Here is a 15,448-nt window from a genome sequence, read left to right on the forward strand (position 1 = left end):
TGGATGATCTGCCAGCCTCTGGATATCAGCGCAAAAACGCCTGCCGATATTCCCCGGGCGTCCCACCCAGGCTCTGGCGAAAACGATTGGTAAAGTGACTGGCGCTGGCAAATCCGCACGCCAAGGCAATTTCGCCCAACGGCTGCGAAGTCGAGCGCAACAGTTCCCGCGCCCGGTTCAGGCGTCGTGCCAACACGTACTGATGTGGCGGCAAGCCGAAACTCTCACGAAACATCCTCGCAAAGTGGTATTCCGACAGCGCGCACAACGCTGCCAGTTGCCCCAGGCTGATGGCTTGATCCAGATGGCTGTCGATGTACTCCACCAACAAACGCCGTTGGTGTGCCGCCAAACCACCCTTGAGACGCAGACCCGGTCGCACGCTGACCTGACTGAGCAGGGCGTGGCTGAGAATCTCGTGGGCCAGGCTGCTGGTGAGCAGGCGCTCGCCCGGTTCTTCCCAGTTGAGGCTGATCAACTGACGAAAACGCACCGCCTGCTGCGGGTCATCGAGAAACGTCCGTTCGCGCAGTTGCAATTCCCGTGGTTCGCGGTCCAGCAGGGTGACGCAGCCAAGGGCAAATTGTTCCGGGCTGAAATACAGGTGAGCCAGGCGAATGTCGCCATTGATCACCCAGCCTGACTGGTGGTCGGCGGGCAGGATACACAGTTTGTCGGGGCCACCCTTGTTGCCGGGTTGGTCACGGCGAAAGGTGCCGGTGCCGCCAGCGATATAGCACGACAGCGTGTGATGGCTTGGCGCTTCGTAATCCTGGGCGTCGTGGTGGTTGCTCCACAAGGCTGCGGACAAGCCGTCACCGAGCTCGGCGCTGTGCTCAAGGCGAGCATTCGGCGAGCGGTTGAGGGCTTGAAAGACTTGTAGGGTATCCAGTGAGGCCATGTTCGTTGCTCGCTAACGCCTGCTTCCAACGCCTTGCATCCTACTCTGTAGCGCTGCGACTGCCAGCCAGTTGCCTGACAAAAGCGCAAGTTTATGCAAGTGCGCAAAGGCACGGCGCAGGACACTGAGCGCCTATCGAGGAGCCTTTGCCATGAACCTGTCGTTATACCTGTTGACTGTGCTGATCTGGGGCACCACCTGGATTGCCCTGAAATGGCAACTGGGCGTGGTGGCGATTCCCGTATCGATCGTCTATCGCTTCGGCCTGGCCGCACTGGTGCTGTTCGCGATGTTGTTGCTCAGCCGAAAGCTGCAAGTGATGAACCGGCGCGGGCATTTGATTTGTCTGGCGCAGGGTTTGTGTCTGTTTTGCATCAATTTCATGTGTTTCCTGACGGCCAGCCAGTGGATTCCCAGCGGTCTGGTGGCCGTGGTGTTTTCCACCGCGACCCTGTGGAACGCCCTCAATGCGCGGGTGTTCTTCGGCCAGAAAATCGCCCGCAATGTGTTGATGGGTGGTGCGTTGGGCTTGCTCGGGCTGGGCCTGTTGTTCTGGCCTGAACTCGCTGGCCACACCGCCAGCCCGCAAACCTTGCTCGGGTTGGGTCTGGCGCTGCTCGGCACCTTGTGTTTCTCGGCGGGCAACATGTTGTCGAGCCTGCAACAGAAAGCCGGGCTCAGACCGTTGACGACCAATGCCTGGGGCATGGCGTACGGCGCGGCGATGTTGTCGGTGTGGTGCCTGGTCAAGGGCATCCCGTTCGAGATGGAATGGAATGCGCGCTACATTGGCTCGCTGCTGTATCTGGTGATTCCAGGTTCGGTGATCGGTTTCACTGCTTACCTCACGCTGGTCGGTCGCATGGGGCCGGAGCGTGCGGCTTATTGCACCGTGCTGTTCCCGGTGGTGGCGCTGAACGTCTCGGCGATTGCCGAAGGCTATCAGTGGACCGCGCCGGCGCTGGCAGGGTTGGTGATGGTCATGTTGGGTAACGTCTTGGTGTTCCGCAAACCCAAGCCGAGTGTAAGTCCGATGGCGAGGAAACTGGCATGAACAGCCAGGGAGTCAGTTATCCTTCACCGCCAGCAGATAGATCAGCCCAAAAAACATGTATTCGATATTGCTTCTTGCCCAATAGAAGGCATTACGATTGACGGAAGACTCCATGTCGAACCACTCGTTGAGAATGATTACATATAAAACCTGATAAACGAAAATGGCGCTGCTGAATCCAATGATGGCGAATTTTTTTGCTTCATGGAATTCACTTCGTGGTGCTGCAAGTTTGCGGTATATCTGATAGGCGCCTACCAGGAAACTGATGGTAAAGATGACTTCCAACGTTATGATTGCCCAGTAAAAACGATGATGAAAAAGCGGACGAGTGACGGCCCGGTAAAGTCGAGAATCATTACCGGTGGTATCGCTCATGCTGATGATTCGCCCGATATACTCGGTGTAGGCTGCATAGTCGGTGAAGTTGTTGATGGAAGTAGTGAATCCGAACAAAAAAGCTATCAGGACGACGAGTAGTTTGCTCCTTCTGATAACTAAGGTGGTGGTGAAGTTGTTCATTAGAGTGCACTCCGATTGCACGATTATTGCCATTGTTGTGTCGGAGTCTATCTATCTTTCTCGGGAAGAAGTTTGGTACTGAATTGCAAGTTGTGTCGTTGTGCATATTTGTAGGAGTTGACACAGGCTGCGATTTTTATTTAACGATCAAATTTGAAAAATCGCAGCCTTGGGCAACTTCTGCAGGAATACTCGGTTTAATTCTTGCCTTTCCAGACGTGCGGGTTCACCAGGTCTTGCGGTCGTTCGCCGAGCAGCGCGCTGCGCAGGTTGGCCAGGGCGCGGTTGGCCATCGCTTCGCGGGTTTCATGTGTGGCCGAGCCAATGTGCGGCAAGGTCACCGCGTTTTTCAGCTGGTAAAGCGGCGACTCAGCCAGCGGTTCTTTTTCGTAGACATCCAGCCCTGCGCCTCGAATGCGGTTGTTTTGCAGCGCTTCGATCAGTGCCGGCTCGTCGACCACCGGGCCACGCGCAATGTTCACCAGAATGGCGCTTGGCTTCATCAGCGCCAGTTCGCGGTGGCTGATCAAGTGCCTGGTTTTCTCACTGAGCGGCACCACCAGGCACACGAAGTCGGCTTCGGCCAGTAGATCATCGAGGCTGCGCAACTGCGCGCCCAGTTCCTGTTCCAGCGCAGGCTTGCGGCTGTTGCCGCTGTAGAGGATCGGCATGTTGAAGCCCAGGCGGCCACGGCGGGCGATGGCGGCACCGATGTTGCCCATGCCGACGATGCCCAGGGTCTTGCCGTGCACATCGCAACCGAACAGCTGCGCGCCGACCGTGGCCTGCCATTGTCCGGCCTTGGTCCACGCATCCAGTTCGGCGACGCGACGGGCACTGCTCATCAGCAAGGCGAAAGCCAGGTCGGCAGTGCTTTCGGTGAGCACGTCCGGGGTGTTGGTCAGCATGATCCCGCGTTCGCTCAGGTACGCCACATCATAGTTGTCATACCCCACCGAGACGCTGGACACCACTTCCAGTTTCGCGGCGTTCTCCAGTTGCGCGCGTCCGAGCTTGCGACCGACGCCGATCAAGCCATGGGCATGGGGCAGGGCTTCGTTGAACTGGGTGTTGATGTCGCCGTTTTTCGGGTTGGGCACAATGACGTCGAAATCTTGCTGCAGGCGTTCGACCATCTCAGGCGTGACGCGGCTGAAGGCGAGGACGGTTTTTTTCATGGATGCAGGCTCGTCGGGCGGAGGAGGATGCTGAGCACGCTAACATTCTTCGCGGGATTTGTGCGAGTCGCTTAACAGCAGCTTGCAGCGCTTCATCCAGTTATACTGGCGCCTTTCGTGGCTCGCTGACCGGGCCCGACATTTGCGCATCACCCGGAGCTTTCATGACTTCCCCGAAACAACCGCCGGCCGACGACGTCTTGAGCGACAGCGTCGACGCCAGCGCCGACAGCGAAACCAAAGCCGAAATCCCGGCGTTCAAGTTCCCGTTCAAACCAGGTGAACTGGCGTCCGCCAAGGGTTCCAACCAGCCGTGGTACAAGAACGGTGCCAAAAACGGCCACACCAAGACCCCAGGCATGGCGCCTCCGGGTACTCGGCGGTCGATGGGCAAGCGCTGAACACCGGATGATCGCGGTGGCAGGACTATCCCCATCGCCAGCAGGCTGGCTCCCACAGTGCTATGAGATGTTCGTGAATTTTATGTTCAGCGCTGACCCTGTGGGAGCCAGCTTGCTGGCGATGACGCCGGTGCAAACACAGCAAATCCCGAATCAAGCCGCCCGCAACGAAATAAACGCATAGTTCGCAGGCTGCTCAGTCGCCAATTGCGCACCGGCCGCCATTACCTGCCCGGCAATCTCCTCGCCGGATACATGAAACTGCCACTCGCTGCTCCACTCCGGCAGCGTCTGCCCGGTCAATTCGTCGATGATCGTGGCGAACTCGTGCATGTCCGGCAGAAAAGCGGTGAATCCATCGCCTTTCAGCGCGGCCGTGCGAAACCCAAGCAGCGCACAAATGGCGTCCTTGACCTGGATGTCATCGCGGTCCGCTTGACGGGAACGCTGGATCAGCTCTGACAACTCGCGGTCGACCAACTCGCCACCGACGATCAGCTCAGGCCCTTTTTCCCACGACTCGGGCGGGCAATCCTTGCCGGCCGTGTTCAGCGGAATGTGCGGATTGATTTCCATCGGATAAATGCGGCACACCAGCGGCCGCCGCTCATAGATGCGGCAGAGGTTGTCTTCGTCAAGATTCCGGCAGGCACCGACGTTGTAAGCCGCAAAGGTGATGGCGACGTAGGCCTCTGCGTCGGCGCTGCGAACCCGCGCCGATCGGCGTTCGGCGTGTTCTCGTTGCTGCTCCGGCAAGCCCAGCCCGTTACTTAAAAAGGCTTCCGCCAGAATGATCACTTGCCCCCCGTCCGCCGCCCACATGCGGGCTTCGGGCAGGGTCAGGGGTACATGGTGGTCATTGCAGCATTTGCCACAGCCTACGCAGGAAAACGTCGTATTCATTTAACGGTCAGTCGCATCCGGGGGCATCAATCGGCGACAGGATGCCGCCGTGCAGATCCCTGACGAAGCAAGTTATGCGCCACTCACTGCGCCTTGGTGGCCGGGCGGATGGAGTCCCATTCGGTGACGTAAGCGGTTTTGCTTTTTTTGTTGTACAGGCACAGCTCGGTGCCTTGCGCGCCTTTCATGTGTTTTTGCGGATACTGACCTTGCAACAAAAGCGCGGTGTAGCCAACGCGGTCATCGAACTGCGCGGCATTGCCGACGGGTTTGGCATCCTTGAGGCCACTGGCCTTGGTGCAACTGGCGAGCACGGTTTTATCGTAGGCGGCCCAGGCATCAGGGCTGGAGGCGTGGGCCTGGGTAGCGAGGGCCGTGAGGCAGAGGAAGGTCAGGGTGGCAGCTTTCATGGGTCAGCAATCCTTGGGCAGACAGGGCCAGCATGTGAGTATGTCAGAGTGGAACCGGTTCCCGACGCACCTCACGCATTCCGACACTTTCATATAACCGCCGCGCCCGATGGTTGTCTTCCAGTACCTTCAAATCCACAAAACCTTCCCGTCTCTGATCAAATACCTTGAACGCATGCAACAGCAGCGCGCGTCCCAGGCCCCGGCGTTGCGCCCGTGGATGCACCACCAGATTCTTGATGTAGGCACTGGTCCAGCATTGGCACACGGCAACTACGCCTTCGGCGTCCAGGGCCACAAAGCACAGCGCGGGATCGTATTCAGGATCGGTTTCAAAATTTTGTTGCCAGCGCTCCAGCGCCGGCACCCGGCCACCGCCGTCGCGGTAACCCAGTTCCATCAAGCGATGTACCGCTTGTGCAAGTTCGGGACGATAGTCAATCAATTGGACGCCAGTTGGCCAGTCAATGGCCGGCGCGACCTCTGCGAGGTTGCGCCGCATCAACCAGCAATAGTCCCCGGCCAAGGCTCAATGACCTTGTTCGGCCACAGCCTTGGCCGCGTCGATCAGGCACTTGGTCAGTTCCGGTGAGGAGAATTTGGTCAACACCGCGTTCGCCCCGGCCTGACGGGCCTTTTCGCTGTTCATCGCGCTGTCCAGCGAGGTGTGCAACAGCACGTAGAGGTGCGCGAAGTCCGGGGTTTCGCGCAGGGTGCGGGTGAAGGCGTAGCCGTCCATCTCGGACATTTCGATGTCGGAGACAATCAGGTTGATCTGTTGCGCGGTGCCTTGCAGGTCGAGCAGGCAATCGATGGCCTCCTTGGCGCTGCGAGCGGTGTGGCATTGCAGGCCGAGGTTGCGCAGGGTATGCACCGATTGCTGCAAGGCGACCTGGCTGTCATCGACCACCAGAATCCTCGCGTTACCCAATATTTCGGCGTCTTCCATGCTCAGTTCGGTCGGTGCCATCTCGATTTGCACCGGGGCAATGCCGTGGATGACTTTTTCGATGTCCAGCACCTGCACCAGCGTGCCGTCGACCGAGGTGACACCGGTGATGTACGCGCTTCTGCCACCGGAACCAAAGGGCGGCGGGCGGATGTCGGTGGTCAGGCAGTGAACGATCTTGCTCACCGCCTGAACATGCAGGCCCTGCTTGGAGCGGCTGACATCGGTGACGATCAGGCAGCCACCGTCCGGATCTTCCAGTGGGCGCTCGCCGATGGCGCGGCTGAGATCGATCACTGACAACGAGGTACCGCGCAAGGTGGCAATACCCTTCACGTGCGGGTGCGACTCCGGCAGTTTGGTCAGCGGCGGGCAGGGGATGATTTCGCTGACTTTGAGCAGGTTGATCGCCATCAACTTGCCGCTGCGCAAGGTAAACAGCAGAAGCGAAAGTGAGTCTGCGCGGGCTTTGGTGGAGGACATAAGAACCTTCTGTGGAAAAAGGTGGCGGGCGACCGCGAGGATCGCCAACAGCTATCGATGCCGGGTTATCGACTTGTCAGGGGCAGGCTTTAGGTTAATTACCGGCTGCCAGTCAATTGGTCCCCCTGTGGCGAGGGAGCTTGCTCGCGCTCGGCTGCGTAGCAGCCGCAACAGCTGCAAACGCATTCCTTCGCCTGATTGGGGACCGCTTCGCGCTCGAGCGGGAGCAAGCTGCCTCGCCACAAGGGCTTACTTCATGCCCAACCTTTTGGCCATGCGCCCAAGATTCGCCCGATCCAAGCCTAGCTCACGGGCGGCACTGGCCCAATTGTTGTTGTGCCGCTCCAGGCATGCGCCGATCAACTGGCGCTGATAATTCTCTGTCGCCTCGCGCAAATCACCCGTCACCAACGCCATCGCGGCGGCGGCCGGTTGCTCGGTAGTGGCTTCAATGCTGCCGTTGGGCAGGTCCAGGTCAGCAGCGCTCAAACTGAGAATCTTTGGCCGCTCTTTGCAGTTGCCCAGCGCCTTCAATGCGCTACGACCGATCAGGTGTTCCAGTTCCCGCACGTTACCGGGCCAGTCATAGGCGAGCAACGCAGCTTGGGCATCACTATTGAGGCGCAAACTGTTGAGGCCCATGCGCGAGCGGTTCTGCTCGAGGAAGTAACCGCTGAGCAGCAGCACATCGCGGCCACGGTCACGCAGGGCTGGCACCAATAAAGGATAAACACTGAGACGGTGATAGAAGTCGGCGCGGTAGCGGCCGCTGCGCACTTCTTCGGCGAGGTCGCGGTTGGTCGCTGCGATCAGGCGAACGTCGACCTGATGTTCCTTGTCCGAGCCCAATCGCTGCAACTGGCCGCTTTGCAGTACTCGGAGCAATTTGGCCTGTACCGTCAGTGAAAGCTCCCCAACTTCATCGAGAAACAATGTACCGCCATTGGCCAGTTCGAATTTGCCGCGACGATCACTCATCGCGCCTGTGAAGGCGCCGCGTACGTGGCCAAATAATTCACTTTCCACCAGGGTGTCGGGCAACGCGGCACAGTTGAGGCTGATGATCGGTTTGTCGGCCCGTGGCGAGGCCGCATGGATGGCTTGCGCCACCAGTTCCTTGCCGACTCCGGTTTCCCCGGTGATGAGCACAGTCAGGTCGCTGCCGCCCACCAGATTGATTTCTTCCACCAGCCGTTTCAGCGCTTTGCTCTGGCCGATCATTTCGCGGTTCTGCTGGCCGTTGGCCTGGCGATAGACCTCGGCGCGCTGATGTTCGTCTTCGACGCGATTGTTCAGGCGTTCAATGCGTTCGACGGCATTGACCGTGGCGGCGGCGAGGCTGGCGAAAGCCTCGAGGGCGTCCAGTTCGATCGGTTCGAATTGCTCCGGGTCGAGGGCGTCCAGGGTCAGCAAGCCCCACGGGCGCTCATCGATAAGTAGCGGGCAACCCATGCAATCGTGGACTTCCAGATGGTCATCGAGGCCATCGACCAGACCGTCATACGGGTCGGGCATGTCGCTGTCGGCGGCGAACCGTGTCGGGCCGCTGCTGCTCAGTAATGCTTCAAAGCGCGGGTGTTCGCTGACCTTGAAACGTCGGCCGAGGGTGTCGGTACTCAACCCATCGACAGCCAGCGGGACCAGCCATTCACCATCGAGGCGCAGCAAGGCGGCGGCATCGCAGGGCAGCAGGGCGCGCATGGCTTCGAGCAGGCGCCGATAGCGCTCGCTTTCGGGCAGTTCGCGGGACAGGTCCGAGACCAGGGGCAGCAGGGCAGTAAGCAGAGATTTTGCAGTCATAGTGACTCCATGTAGTCGGAGTGACTATAAGCCAGGCTGTGTCGTTCTGACTATCATGTTTTCAAGTTATTGATTTATATGGATTAAATTGTTGGCACGGAACCTGATAAGCATAGAGCAATAGTCAAGAAACCTTGTTGCTCAGGAGTCACTTTATGCTTAGCGTCCAAGACCGTGCCATCGTCAAATCCACTGTGCCGCTGCTGGAAAGCGGTGGCGAAGCGCTGATCACCCACTTCTACCGCATGATGCTGTCCGAGTACCCGCAAGTCCGCCCGCTGTTCAACCAGGCCCACCAGGCCACGGGTGATCAGCCGCGTGCGCTGGCCAATGGTGTGCTGATGTACGCGCGCCATATCGACCAGCTCGACCAATTGGGCGATCTGGTGGCGAAGATCATCAACAAACACGTGGCCTTGCAGATTCTTCCGGAGCACTACCCGATTGTCGGCACCTGCCTGTTGCGCGCAATCGCCGAAGTGCTCGGCGAAGAAATCGCCACGCCGGAAGTGATTGCGGCGTGGGGCGCGGCTTACGGTCAACTGGCGGACATCCTCATCGGTGCTGAAACCAGCATCTACGACCAAAAAGAGCAGGCACCGGGCGGCTGGCGTGGGGCGCGGGAATTCATCGTCGCGGCCAAGGTCGAGGAAAGCGCGGAAATCACCTCGTTCTACTTCGAACCGGTGGACAAAGGTTTGATTCTGGCAGCAGAGCCGGGTCAGTACATCGGCATGAAACTGATCCTCGATGGCGAAGAGATTCGCCGTAACTACTCGCTATCGGCCCTGGCGAACAAAGGTCAATATCGCATCAGCGTCAAGCGCGAGGCCGGTGGTCGTGCCTCCAACTTCCTGCATGATCAATTGCACGTGGGTTCGACCATTCAGCTGTTCCCGCCATCGGGCGAGTTCACCCTGACCGCCAGCGACAAGCCGTTGGTGCTCATCAGCGGTGGCGTGGGCATCACCCCGACCCTGGCGATGCTCGAAGCGGCATTGCAGACCGAGCGGCCGGTGCACTTCATCCACTGCGCGCGCAATGGCAGTGTTCACGCCTTCCGTGACTGGATCGACGGGCTGGCCGAGCGTCATCCGCAACTCAAGCGCTTTTACTGCTATGCCGAAGACGACGGCGTGAGCCCGGCGGCGCACAAGGTTGGCTTGCTGAGTCAGGAACAGTTGGGCGAATGGCTGCCGCAGGAACGCGATGTGGATGCTTACTTCCTCGGGCCGAAAGGTTTCATGGCGGCGATCAAACGCCACCTCAAGGCCCTGGGTGTGCCGGAGAAGCAAAGCCGCTACGAGTTCTTCGGGCCGGCTGCGGCGCTGGAGTAAGCGGTTTGGCGCGGTGAAGCAATCTCACCGCGTTGCCTTTACCTCGGTTGATCGTTCCCACGCTCTGCGTGGGAACGCCTCCACGGACGCTCTGCGTCCGCTTTATGGGACGCAGAGCGTCCTTTGCTGCGTTCCCAAGCAGAAGATGGGAACGATCAGTTAATCCCTTCTTAACCCGCTTATCGTCTATTCCCCCGGCATCCCCCGGCTCGCGTCCAGCGTGTAGACTGGCGGTTAATCGATATCTTCAAGGGAAACGCGATGAGCGAGGAAACAATGCGGTTGGGGCGTGAACGGCGCTTTCTGGTATTGCTGGGCATCATCTGCCTGGCGCTGATCGGCGGTGCGCTGTACATGCAAATCGTACTGGGCGAGGCGCCATGCCCGCTGTGCATTCTGCAGCGTTATGCGTTGCTGTTGATCGCGATCTTTGCCTTTATCGGTGCAGCCATGCGCAACCGTCGCAGCATCACGGTGTTTGAAACCCTGGTGGTGATTTGCGCCCTGGCAGGCGTCGGCGTAGCGGGGCATCACGTCTATACGCAGTTCTACCCGGCGGTCAGTTGTGGCGTCGATGTGTTGCAGCCGATAGTCGACGACTTGCCCTTGGCGAAGATTTTCCCGCTGGGCTTCCAGGTCGACGGCTTCTGCTCCACGCCGTACCCGCCGATTCTCGGTTTGTCGTTGGCACAATGGGCTTTGGTTGCCTTTGTGCTGGTGGTGATACTGGTGCCGCTGCTGACCATACGTAACCGCAAAGCGCTGCGCTGAGATTAAAAAAACGCCCCGGTCCTCGCAGAGAGGGCCGGGGCGTTTTTGTGTTTTCAGGGGGTGGCTGAAAAGTCCCTGACAGGGCGCAAGCAGAGGTGCGATACGTGTGCGACATGTTGTCACAGCTTTTGTGTCGCAGTGGCCTCCAAGGCTGCGGATTGGCACGCGGTCCGGCAATGAAATTGGTCTGTTTCGCAGTGTGTCGACTTTGCCCGCCATCCGGCTGGAGCAGGCAGTTTTAACAGGCTCTGGCGATTTGCCAGAGCCCTTGTCATCTGGGGGCTTGGGCCAGATCGAGCGTCGCCGCCAAAGCGCTGAAGCTGTCTGAATCGCGGGTGGTAGACCTACAAATTTTGGTGTTTTTGTTGAGAATCAATTTCGATAAGATGCGCCACTTTTACGAATTTGGCGAAGCATTGTTGCGGCTCGGGATATAAATTATTTCGGGATGAGACATGGTTTAAAAAACGCTACATAACTACAATCGCCCGCACTGAATTCCCGGCGCTGCTCACCCTCGCGAGGTGCTTGAGCAGAATCAGGGTGTCGAGAGGCCGGGCGGCTTCATGCGACTCCCAGGTGTCGGTGCCTCCAACTATCCGCACCAAATGGAATTGGTCTGTAACAAGGCCTTTGACCACGAATTCGAATAAGAACTCACCGCTGGCCCAGGATTTGTCGAAACGCGTCTGACGCTCGACGGGCAAGCCCTTATTCAATCCAAGAAAATGCCAACCCTTGGCAGGGTGAAGTGTTGGCGATCAAAACCCAACTGCATTGCGCAAGCTGCTTTAGAGGTCGTGAGATGAGTAAAAACAGGTACCCCAGACTACTAGGCTTATTGCCGCTGCTCGGCACGTTGTTGCTGGGAGGCTGCAACATGACCTTGCTCAATCCCACGGGCCAGGTCGGCCTGGAACAGAAAAACCTGATCATCACCGCAACGCTGCTGATGCTGTTGGTCGTGGTTCCGGTCATCGTCATGACCTTCCTGTTCGCCTGGAAATACCGCGCGTCCAACACCAAGGCGACCTACACGCCTAAATGGAACCACTCCACCAAGATCGAGATCGCGGTGTGGACTGTTCCCGTGTTGATCATCATTGCCCTGGGTTACATCACCTACAAGTCGACCCACGAGCTGGACCCTTATCGTCCGATCGAATCCGACGTGAAGCCTGTGACCATCGAAGTGGTCGCACTGGACTGGAAGTGGCTGTTCATCTACCCGGAACAAGGCATTGCCACGGTCAACAAGATCGTGTTCCCGGCGCACACGCCAATCAACTTCAAGATCACCTCCGACGCCGTGATGAACTCGTTCTTCATCCCGGGCCTGGGTGGCCAGATCTACGCGATGGCGGGCATGCAGACCAAGCTGCACCTGATCGCCGACCGCAACGCTGAAATGGAAGGCATCTCCGCCAACTACAGCGGCGCCGGTTTCACCGGTATGAAATTCAAAGCGATCGCAACTTCCCAGGAAGAATTCGACGCCTGGGTAAGTGAAGTCAAAAAGGCACCTAAACAGCTTGAACAAGCTGAATACGCAGCCCTTTCCAAGCAGAGCCAGAACAACCCAGTCGAGCTCTACTCCTCGGTTACGCCGAACCTGTTCCAGATCATCGTCGACAAGTACGAAGGCATGAAACCGGGTCCTAAGGTGAAGCACGAGAAGAAAGAGAAAGAAGTGGCCGCTACGGACATGAACTCGCATTCAGCTGCCGGGGCAGAGGAGTAAACGATGTTTGGTAAATTAAGTTGGGAAGCGGTCCCGTTCCACGAACCGATCGTGATGGTGACCATCGCCATGATCGCGCTCGGTGGTCTGGCACTGTTCGCTGCAATCACCTACTTCAAGAAGTGGACCTACTTGTGGACCGAGTGGCTGACGTCGGTCGACCACAAGAAAATCGGCGTGATGTACATCATCGTCGCCATGGTCATGCTGCTGCGCGGCTTTGCCGACGCCATCATGATGCGTACCCAGCTGGCCATGGCCACCGAGGGTTCGCCTGGCTACCTGCCACCTGAACACTATGACCAGATCTTCACCGCTCACGGTGTGATCATGATCATCTTCATGGCGATGCCATTCTTCACCGGCCTGATGAACCTTGCAGTGCCGCTGCAGATCGGCGCGCGTGACGTTGCCTTCCCGTTCCTGAACTCCCTGAGTTTCTGGCTGCTGGTATCGGGCGTAGTGCTGATCAACCTGTCCCTGGGCGTCGGCGAGTTCGCCAAGACCGGTTGGGTTGCCTATCCGCCGCTGTCGGGCCTGCAATACAGCCCGGGCGTGGGGATGGATTACTACATCTGGGCGCTACAGCTATCCGGGTTAGGTACGACACTGACGGGGGTCAACTTCCTGGCCACCGTGCTGAAAATGCGTACCCCTGGCATGAAGTTGATGGACATGCCGATCTTCACCTGGACCTGCACCTGGGCGAACGTTCTGATCGTGGCTTCGTTCCCGATCCTGACCGCTACCCTGGCACTGCTGACGCTTGACCGTTACATGGATTTCCACATTTTCACCAATGAACTTGGTGGCAATCCAATGATGTACGTCAATCTGTTCTGGGCCTGGGGTCACCCTGAGGTGTACATCCTGATCCTGCCGGCATTCGGCATTTTCTCGGAAGTCATCTCTGCCTTCACCGGCAAGAAACTGTTCGGCCACCACTCGATGATCTACGCCTCGGGCGCGATCTCGGTACTGGGCTTCATGGTTTGGCTGCACCACTTCTTCACCATGGGCTCGGGTGCGAGCGTCAACGCCTTCTTCGGTCTGGCGACGATGCTGATTTCCATCCCGACGGGTGTGAAGCTGTTCAACTGGCTGTTCACCATTTACCAGGGCCGTCTGCGTTTCACCAGCCAGGTGCTGTGGACCCTGGGCTTCATGGTGACCTTCGCCATCGGCGGCATGACCGGCGTACTGCTGGCCATTCCGGGTGCCGACTTCGTTCTGCACAACAGCCTGTTCGTGATCGCGCACTTCCACAACGTGATCATCGGCGGTGCGGTATTCGGTTACATCGCAGGTTTCGCGTTCTACTTCCCGAAAGCGTTCGGCTTCAAGCTGCACGAAGGCTGGGGTAAAGCAGCGTTCTGGTTCTGGATCTCGGGCTTCTTCGTCGCGTTCATGCCGCTCTATGCACTGGGCTTCATGGGCATGACCCGTCGTCTGAACGCCACCACCAACCCTGAGTGGGTGCCGTACCTGTACGTCGCCATGTTCGGTGCGGTGATGATCGCTTTCGGTATCGCCTGCCAACTGATCCAGCTGTACGTCAGTGTGCGTGACCGCAACAAGCCAGAGAACATGTGCGAACACGGTGACCCGTGGAATGCCCACACGCTGGAATGGTCGACCTCGTCGCCACCACCGTTCTACAACTTCGCTGTGCTGCCTAAGGCTGACTGCATCGACCCGTTCACCGAAGCCAAGGAAAACGGCACCGCGTACAAGGCTCCGGCCAAGTACGAGCCGATCCACATGCCAAACAACACCGCCACCGGTGTGGTCATGGGTGCTCTGTTGACCGTGTTCGGTTTCGCCATGATCTGGCACATCTGGTGGCTGGCCATCGCGAGCCTGGTAGGCACTGTCGTCTACTTCGCGATCCACGCTGCACGTGACGACCAGGGCTATATGGTCCCGGTAGAAACGATCGAGCGCATCGAAGCCGAGCAGCACAAGCGTCTGGTAGCGGCAGGGAAAATCCCGGCCACCGCCACCCGTGTTGAAACCTCGTTGGAACAGGCTTAAACCATGTCGAACTTAGTGACCAATGTTGGACACGCCCATGGTGACCATGGGCACGATGACCACCACCACGACTCGGGCGAGATGACCGTATACGGTTTCTGGCTCTACCTGATGACCGACTGCATTCTGTTTGCATCGATCTTTGCGGTATACGCGGTACTGGTTAACAACGTAGCGGGTGGCCCGTCGGGCCACGACATCTTCGAACTGCCATACGTGCTGGGCGAAACCGCTCTGCTGTTGTTCAGTTCGATCACCTACGGCTTCGCCATGCTGGCGTTGTACAAGGGCAACAAGAAGGCGGTACTGACCTGGCTGGGCCTGACCTTCCTGTTGGGTGCAGGCTTTATCGCGATGGAGATCAACGAGTTCCACATCTTGATCTCCGAAGGCTACGGCCCTAGCCGTTCAGGCTTCCTGTCCGCGTTCTTTACCCTGGTCGGTACTCACGGTCTGCACGTGTCCGCCGGTTTGATCTGGATGGCGATCATGATGTATCAGGTGCAGAAAAAGGGCCTGACGTCGACCAACAAGACTCGCCTGAGCTGCCTGAGCCTGTTCTGGCACTTCCTGGACGTGGTCTGGATCTGCGTCTTCACCGTTGTCTACCTGATGGGGACCCTGTAATGGCTAATGCACACTCCCATGACAGCCATGATGCTGGCCACGGCAGCGTCAAGTCGTACGCCATCGGCTTCATCCTGTCGGTGATCCTGACCGTCATCCCGTTCGGTCTGGTGATGTACCCGAGCCTGCCGAAGGCCACCACGCTGGCAATCGTTCTGCTGTTCGCAGTGATCCAGGTGATTGTTCACCTGTATTACTTCCTGCACCTGGACCGTTCCATTGCTCAGCGTAACAACGTGATCGCCTTCGTCTTCACGGCGATTGTAATCGTGCTGCTGGTTGGCCTGTCGCTGTGGATCATGTTCAGCATCCACACGTACATGATGGCGAAGTGAGG

Annotated in this window: 16 protein-coding genes; 8 read left to right on the forward strand and 8 right to left on the reverse strand. The window is 58.3% G+C overall.

The genetic code is table 11. The annotated features are described in order from the left end of the window. Positions 1-25: 25 nt before the first annotated feature. A complete protein-coding gene (locus D8U73_RS17065; protein WP_130905192.1) occupies positions 26-901 on the reverse strand; it encodes an AraC family transcriptional regulator in 876 nt (291 codons plus the stop codon). Between the two features lie 151 nt (positions 902-1,052). Between D8U73_RS17065 and D8U73_RS17070 the strand changes: the two genes are divergently transcribed. After that, positions 1,053-1,955, forward strand: coding sequence for a DMT family transporter (locus D8U73_RS17070; RefSeq protein WP_130905193.1), 903 nt, complete (start codon positions 1,053-1,055; stop codon positions 1,953-1,955). A 12-nt stretch (positions 1,956-1,967) separates the two neighbouring features. Here D8U73_RS17070 and D8U73_RS17075 read toward each other — a convergent pair whose 3' ends face one another. Then, on the reverse strand, positions 1,968-2,477 hold the full coding sequence (locus tag D8U73_RS17075; protein WP_130905194.1) for a DUF2165 family protein: 510 nt from the start codon (positions 2,475-2,477) through the stop codon (positions 1,968-1,970). A 197-nt stretch (positions 2,478-2,674) separates the two neighbouring features. Beyond that, positions 2,675-3,655 carry a D-glycerate dehydrogenase gene (locus D8U73_RS17080; RefSeq protein ID WP_130905195.1) on the reverse strand — a complete coding sequence of 327 codons (981 nt, stop codon included), beginning with the start codon at positions 3,653-3,655 and terminating at the stop codon, positions 2,675-2,677. Positions 3,656-3,819: 164 nt separating this feature from the next. Here D8U73_RS17080 and D8U73_RS17085 point away from each other — a divergent pair, with 164 nt between their 5' ends. After that, positions 3,820-4,056, forward strand: coding sequence for a hypothetical protein (locus D8U73_RS17085; protein ID WP_056855093.1), 237 nt, complete (start codon positions 3,820-3,822; stop codon positions 4,054-4,056). A 153-nt stretch (positions 4,057-4,209) separates the two neighbouring features. Here the strand turns inward: D8U73_RS17085 and D8U73_RS17090 are convergent, their stop codons facing one another. The 5 genes from D8U73_RS17090 to norR form a co-directional block, all read right to left on the reverse strand. Beyond that, positions 4,210-4,959 carry a YkgJ family cysteine cluster protein gene (locus D8U73_RS17090; RefSeq protein WP_130905196.1) on the reverse strand — a complete coding sequence of 250 codons (750 nt, stop codon included), beginning with the start codon at positions 4,957-4,959 and terminating at the stop codon, positions 4,210-4,212. 83 nt (positions 4,960-5,042) lie between these two features. Next, entirely contained in the window at positions 5,043-5,369 is a 327-nt protein-coding gene (locus tag D8U73_RS17095) for a hypothetical protein (protein ID WP_056855095.1), read from the reverse strand. A 43-nt stretch (positions 5,370-5,412) separates the two neighbouring features. Further along, complete coding sequence (locus tag D8U73_RS17100; RefSeq protein WP_056855096.1) at positions 5,413-5,871, reverse strand: N-acetyltransferase; 459 nt, start codon at positions 5,869-5,871, stop codon at positions 5,413-5,415. A 27-nt stretch (positions 5,872-5,898) separates the two neighbouring features. Then, positions 5,899-6,801 carry a chemotaxis protein gene (locus tag D8U73_RS17105; protein WP_056855097.1) on the reverse strand — a complete coding sequence of 301 codons (903 nt, stop codon included), beginning with the start codon at positions 6,799-6,801 and terminating at the stop codon, positions 5,899-5,901. A 249-nt stretch (positions 6,802-7,050) separates the two neighbouring features. Continuing rightward, entirely contained in the window at positions 7,051-8,601 is a 1,551-nt protein-coding gene (gene norR, locus D8U73_RS17110) for a nitric oxide reductase transcriptional regulator NorR (RefSeq protein WP_130905197.1), read from the reverse strand. Between the two features lie 155 nt (positions 8,602-8,756). Here norR and hmpA point away from each other — a divergent pair, with 155 nt between their 5' ends. The 6 genes from hmpA to cyoD all read left to right on the forward strand — a co-directional run bounded on the left by hmpA (position 8,757) and on the right by cyoD (position 15,446). Then, entirely contained in the window at positions 8,757-9,938 is a 1,182-nt protein-coding gene (hmpA, locus tag D8U73_RS17115; protein ID WP_130905198.1) for an NO-inducible flavohemoprotein, read from the forward strand. A 261-nt stretch (positions 9,939-10,199) separates the two neighbouring features. Further along, positions 10,200-10,709 (forward strand): disulfide bond formation protein B, encoded by a 510-nt coding sequence (locus tag D8U73_RS17120; protein WP_130905199.1) that lies wholly within the window; start codon positions 10,200-10,202, stop codon positions 10,707-10,709. Between the two features lie 805 nt (positions 10,710-11,514). Continuing rightward, positions 11,515-12,450 (forward strand): ubiquinol oxidase subunit II, encoded by a 936-nt coding sequence (gene cyoA, locus D8U73_RS17130; protein ID WP_056855101.1) that lies wholly within the window; start codon positions 11,515-11,517, stop codon positions 12,448-12,450. Positions 12,451-12,453: 3 nt separating this feature from the next. Then, complete coding sequence (gene cyoB, locus D8U73_RS17135) at positions 12,454-14,484, forward strand: cytochrome o ubiquinol oxidase subunit I (protein WP_056855102.1); 2,031 nt, start codon at positions 12,454-12,456, stop codon at positions 14,482-14,484. A 3-nt stretch (positions 14,485-14,487) separates the two neighbouring features. Next, positions 14,488-15,111 carry a cytochrome o ubiquinol oxidase subunit III gene (locus D8U73_RS17140; RefSeq protein ID WP_130905200.1) on the forward strand — a complete coding sequence of 208 codons (624 nt, stop codon included), beginning with the start codon at positions 14,488-14,490 and terminating at the stop codon, positions 15,109-15,111. After that, positions 15,111-15,446: a cytochrome o ubiquinol oxidase subunit IV gene (cyoD, locus tag D8U73_RS17145; protein ID WP_007916940.1), complete on the forward strand. Its 336-nt coding sequence runs from the start codon at positions 15,111-15,113 to the stop codon at positions 15,444-15,446. Before D8U73_RS17140 ends, cyoD begins: the two co-directional genes overlap by 1 nt. Positions 15,447-15,448 lie beyond the last annotated feature (2 nt).

Origin of the sequence: Pseudomonas sp. Sample_22, assembly GCF_004307635.1 — a bacterium.
Taxonomy (GTDB): domain Bacteria; phylum Pseudomonadota; class Gammaproteobacteria; order Pseudomonadales; family Pseudomonadaceae; genus Aquipseudomonas.

Coding starts and splice junctions, on each gene's coding strand:
- D8U73_RS17090 (WP_130905196.1), bottom strand. CDS start 4,959: ATGAATACGACGTTTTCCTGCGTAGGCTGTGGCAAATGCTGCAATGAC.
- D8U73_RS17100 (WP_056855096.1), bottom strand. CDS start 5,871: ATGCGGCGCAACCTCGCAGAGGTCGCGCCGGCCATTGACTGGCCAACT.
- D8U73_RS17095 (WP_056855095.1), bottom strand. CDS start 5,369: ATGAAAGCTGCCACCCTGACCTTCCTCTGCCTCACGGCCCTCGCTACC.
- D8U73_RS17140 (WP_130905200.1), top strand. CDS start 14,488: ATGTCGAACTTAGTGACCAATGTTGGACACGCCCATGGTGACCATGGG.
- cyoD (WP_007916940.1), top strand. CDS start 15,111: ATGGCTAATGCACACTCCCATGACAGCCATGATGCTGGCCACGGCAGC.
- D8U73_RS17120 (WP_130905199.1), top strand. CDS start 10,200: ATGAGCGAGGAAACAATGCGGTTGGGGCGTGAACGGCGCTTTCTGGTA.
- D8U73_RS17070 (WP_130905193.1), top strand. CDS start 1,053: ATGAACCTGTCGTTATACCTGTTGACTGTGCTGATCTGGGGCACCACC.
- D8U73_RS17085 (WP_056855093.1), top strand. CDS start 3,820: ATGACTTCCCCGAAACAACCGCCGGCCGACGACGTCTTGAGCGACAGC.
- cyoB (WP_056855102.1), top strand. CDS start 12,454: ATGTTTGGTAAATTAAGTTGGGAAGCGGTCCCGTTCCACGAACCGATC.
- norR (WP_130905197.1), bottom strand. CDS start 8,601: ATGACTGCAAAATCTCTGCTTACTGCCCTGCTGCCCCTGGTCTCGGAC.
- cyoA (WP_056855101.1), top strand. CDS start 11,515: ATGAGTAAAAACAGGTACCCCAGACTACTAGGCTTATTGCCGCTGCTC.
- D8U73_RS17065 (WP_130905192.1), bottom strand. CDS start 901: ATGGCCTCACTGGATACCCTACAAGTCTTTCAAGCCCTCAACCGCTCG.
- hmpA (WP_130905198.1), top strand. CDS start 8,757: ATGCTTAGCGTCCAAGACCGTGCCATCGTCAAATCCACTGTGCCGCTG.
- D8U73_RS17105 (WP_056855097.1), bottom strand. CDS start 6,801: ATGTCCTCCACCAAAGCCCGCGCAGACTCACTTTCGCTTCTGCTGTTT.
- D8U73_RS17075 (WP_130905194.1), bottom strand. CDS start 2,477: ATGAACAACTTCACCACCACCTTAGTTATCAGAAGGAGCAAACTACTC.
- D8U73_RS17080 (WP_130905195.1), bottom strand. CDS start 3,655: ATGAAAAAAACCGTCCTCGCCTTCAGCCGCGTCACGCCTGAGATGGTC.